This window comes from Litorivivens sp., from assembly GCF_041625495.1.
In the GTDB taxonomy this organism is placed as follows: domain Bacteria; phylum Pseudomonadota; class Gammaproteobacteria; order Pseudomonadales; family Spongiibacteraceae; genus Litorivivens.
In genome coordinates this window covers 1-4,028 of the sequence record NZ_JBFJTH010000240.1, presented here as the reverse complement: position 1 = coordinate 4,028, position 4,028 = coordinate 1, and the positions used below count along the sequence as shown (strand labels likewise).

Here is a 4,028-nt window from a genome sequence, read left to right as displayed (position 1 = left end):
GAGGACCAGATGGCGCCTATACTGGTAGCTGCCAACATGGCGACCACGGTTTCCGGAATGTTTGGCATGAAACCGGCAACCCTGTCACCGGCTTCGACGCCTTGTTCACGCAGTGTATGTGCCAGCTGTTCCACTTGTGTGTACAACTCAGCGTAACTCAACTCTCGACGTTGCCCATTTTCCAACAGACCGACGATGGCAATTTTATCGTCGCGACGGCGCAACAGGTTTTCTGCAAAATTCAGCGTGGCGCCGGGAAACCATGCGGCGGAGGGTTCACCGCAAGTTGGAAAGGTACCGCCGTGTTCGAGGACCTTGCCGTACGGCGAGTGTGCTTTGACATTGCAGAACTGCCAGACAGATTCCCAAAACGACTCGGGGTTATCAACAGACCATTGATGCAATGATTGATAGTCGTCAAAAGCAAGCTGATGTTTTTCAGCAAGCCAAGCCTCAAAGGCTTTCAACCGTGAGTTGGCAATTCGATTGGCGGAAGGCGTCCACAGGGGCGTGCTCATTGTTGTCCTTTTATTTTTCCCGTTTGGCGGTGATGGCGTTGGCTACGCGGGAATTGTTGGGGCGATTCAAACGATCGGAAATGCGGTTGCCCACATCGATCAGTTTGTTCAGATCAATACCGTGTTCAATGCCCAGGCCGTTCAACAGGTAGATGACGTCTTCGGTAGCGACATTGCCCGACGCGCCTTTAGCGTAGGGGCAACCGCCGAGTCCAGCCACGGAACTGTCTACTGTGGCAACGCCCATCTCCAGTGATTTCAAAATATTGGCCAGCGCCTGACCATAGGTGTCATGGAAGTGCACGGCCAGTTTGTCTACCGGAATTTCTTTGGTCAGTACTTCAAGTAGTCGCTGTACGCTGGCTGCGGTGCCTACGCCTATAGTATCGCCGAGAGAAACTTCATAGCAGCCCATGGCCAACAGCTCCCGGCTGACTTCCAGTACTTTTTCAGGTGCGATGTCGCCTTCGTAGGGGCAGCCCACTACACAGGAGATATAGCCTCGAACGGGAATTTCGGCATCTTTGGCGGCATCCATGACTGGCTTGAAACGTTCCAGGCTTTCGGCAATCGAGCAGTTGGTGTTTTTCTGGGCAAATGCTTCTGACGCTGCGGCGAATACGGCCACTTCGTCAGCCTTAACCGCGAGCGCCCGTTCAAAACCTTTCAGGTTGGGGGTGAGCGAAGAGTACGTAACACCACTTTTGCGGTGTATACCCTGAAACACTTCTTCGCTACTGGCCATCTGTGGCACCCATTTAGGGTTTACAAAACTACCACTTTCAATTGTGCCTACACCGGCGTCAGCCAAGGCGTGGATAAGTTCAATTTTATCCTCAGCGCTGAGTGGCGTTTTCTCATTCTGCAGGCCGTCACGGGGGCCGACTTCAACAATACGAACTCTATTGGGTAGCATTATTCACTCGCCTCAAATTCCAGCAGCTGGGCACCGCCATCAACCAGATCGCCCGCCTTGAAAAAGAAAGTCACCACCTTGCCATCCGCGGGCGCATTAATGGTGTGCTCCATTTTCATGGCTTCCATAATCATCAAAGTGGCACCTTTTTTGACTTCCACACCCGGTTCTACACCGTGCGCTACAATTGTGCCGTTCATTGGGGCCGCAAATGATGCCCCAGCCGCGCTGTCATCCATCTCACCGGTGTCGGGCTGAACCAGAGTAAAACTGAAAGCGCGATCGGCCAGATAGACCTGATAGTCATCCCCGAACTTGCTCACGGTCGCTGTCACGCGGTGACCATCCACGATTGCGCTAAGCTTACGATCCTGCAGAGTGCCGCTAACCAACGCGGTTTCGCCTTCAAAGCTGAGTTGAAACTGGTCACCCAGCGGCTCAACAGAAACGCGATGTTCCTGCTCTTGCCAGCGAACGTCCACGTGGCAATAGGCGGGCAGGGCGCTGCGCCAGCCAAAAGGCGTATTCCACGGCGAATCGGGTTCGCTGCTTTTTTCAGCCTGTGCGCGCTGTTGCTCGGCCTGCTCCAACAGTACATAAAGCGCTGCCAGCGGCAGCAGTTGGTTCAGGTCGGCGTCGTTATCCTTGAACAGATCATCGTTGTGTTGCTCAATAAAACCCGTCGTCAGCTCAGCATTCTCAAACGCTGGATGGGTTGCCAGGTTGTACAGAAAGGGCAAGTTGGTAACGACACCACCGAGATTGTATTGGGCCAGCGCACTTTGCAGACGCTTTAGCGCGCGGTCGCGATTTTCATCCCAGGTTATCAGCTTGCTGATCATGGGGTCGTAGTACACGCTGATCTCATCGCCTTCCACCACACCGGTATCTACGCGAACGTGATCACCCTGCGCGGGCTCTTTAAGAAAGCGCAGATTGCCGGTCTGGGGCAGGAAATTGTTGTCCGGGTCTTCCGCGTATACGCGGGCTTCGAAAGCGTGGCCACGAATGCTTAGCTCTGCCTGCTTGCAGGGCAGCGTTTCACCATTGGCTACTTTTAACTGCCAGCTAACAAGATCCTGACCGCTGATCATTTCGGTCACGGGGTGCTCAACCTGCAGGCGAGTGTTCATTTCCATAAAGTAGAAAGAACCATCCGAATCCAGCAGGAATTCGACGGTACCTGCGCCGACATAATCAATGGCCTGAGCCGCTTTGATTGCTGCTTCGCCCATTGCTGTACGAAGCTCCTCGGTCATGCCGGGGGCTGGGGCTTCTTCAATCACTTTCTGGTGGCGGCGCTGAACGGAGCAGTCTCGCTCAAACAGATGCACCGCATTGCCGTGGCTGTCGCAGAATACCTGAATTTCAACGTGACGCGGGCCGGTCAGGTATTTCTCGACCAGCATTTTGTCGTCGCTGAAAGATTTCATTGCCTCGCGTTTGGCCGCGGCCAGTGCAGCGGAAAATTCATCAGCACTCCATACCTGACGCATGCCTTTACCGCCGCCGCCGGCAGCCGCCTTCAGCAGCACTGGGTAGCCCATGTCGTCGGCCGATTTCTTCAGGATGGCTTCATCCTGATCTTCACCGTGGTAGCCGGGTACCAGCGGTACACCAGCTTTCTCCATTATCTGCTTGGCCGCAGATTTAGAACCCATCGCCTCAATCGCGCCGGTAGGCGGGCCGATAAATACAATGTTTTCCTCGGCGCAGCGTCGGCAGAAGTTTGCGTTTTCCGACAGGAAACCGTAACCGGGATGAATGGCTTCGGCACCGGTTTTTTTGGCGGCTTCGATAATTTTATCGACCACCAGATAGGATTCCGCTGCAGGTGCCGCGCCGATATGAATAGCCTCATCGGCGAGACTGACATGCAGAGCATTGCGATCCGCATCACTGTATACGGCCACAGTGCGAATGCCCATTTTCTTGGCGGTTTTAATGATGCGGCAGCTAATTTCACCGCGGTTGGCTATCAGGATTTTTTTAAACATGGCTTAGGTTCCTACTTCACCCAATTTGGTGAGCGTTTTTCGAGGAAAGCTTTAAGTCCTTCCTGACCTTCTTCAGAAACGCGAATATCGGCGATACGCGTGCAGCTGTCTTTGATCAGGTCGGGAGTGATTTCACGGTTGGCATAGTCCAGCACCAGTTGTTTGGCTTGAGTCAATGCCTGCGGACTGTTGGCTAGCAGGGTATTTGCCATCGCGCTGACGGTTGAATCGAGTTCGTCTTCAGCAACTACATCGCTCAGCAGGCCGAGCTTCAACGCGGCGTCTGCGTTAAAGCGCTCGCCGGTCTGAAAATAGCGACGCGCAGCTCGTGCGCCGATGGCTTGAATTACATAGGGGCTGATAGTGGCAGGTATCAGACCTATTTTTACTTCACTCAGGCTGAAACTGGCTCTTGTAGTGCCTACCGCTATATCGCAGCAGCTGACTAAGCCAACGGCGCCACCGAAAGCGGCGCCCTGAACTCTCGCGATGGTTGGCTTGGGGAATTCGTTTAACACTCGGAGCATTTCGGCGAGTTGGCCGGCATCTTTTACGTTTTCTGCATGTGTGTAGTCGGCCATGCGTTGCATCCAACCG

4 protein-coding genes are annotated in these 4,028 nt (G+C 54.0%); all 4 read right to left on the bottom strand.

Features of this window, described 5'->3' with window-relative positions; translation table 11 throughout:
• Positions 1 to 518: AMP-binding protein (locus tag ABYP39_RS17715; RefSeq protein WP_372783923.1), on the bottom strand; the 518-nt coding region annotated here is incomplete at its 3' end.
• A gap of 10 nt (positions 519 to 528) precedes the next feature.
• Entirely contained in the window at positions 529 to 1,437 is a 909-nt protein-coding gene (locus ABYP39_RS17710; protein WP_372749287.1) for a hydroxymethylglutaryl-CoA lyase, read from the bottom strand.
• Positions 1,434 to 3,431, bottom strand: coding sequence for an acetyl-CoA carboxylase biotin carboxylase subunit (locus ABYP39_RS17705; RefSeq protein ID WP_372783921.1), 1,998 nt, complete (start codon positions 3,429 to 3,431; stop codon positions 1,434 to 1,436). The genes ABYP39_RS17710 and ABYP39_RS17705 overlap by 4 nt, the downstream gene beginning before the upstream one ends.
• Positions 3,432 to 3,442: 11 nt before the next feature.
• Positions 3,443 to 4,028 (bottom strand): enoyl-CoA hydratase-related protein (locus tag ABYP39_RS17700; RefSeq protein WP_372783919.1); only part of this gene is annotated, 586 nt, incomplete at its 5' end.

Coding starts and splice junctions, on each gene's coding strand:
- ABYP39_RS17705 (WP_372783921.1), bottom strand. CDS start 3,431: ATGTTTAAAAAAATCCTGATAGCCAACCGCGGTGAAATTAGCTGCCGC.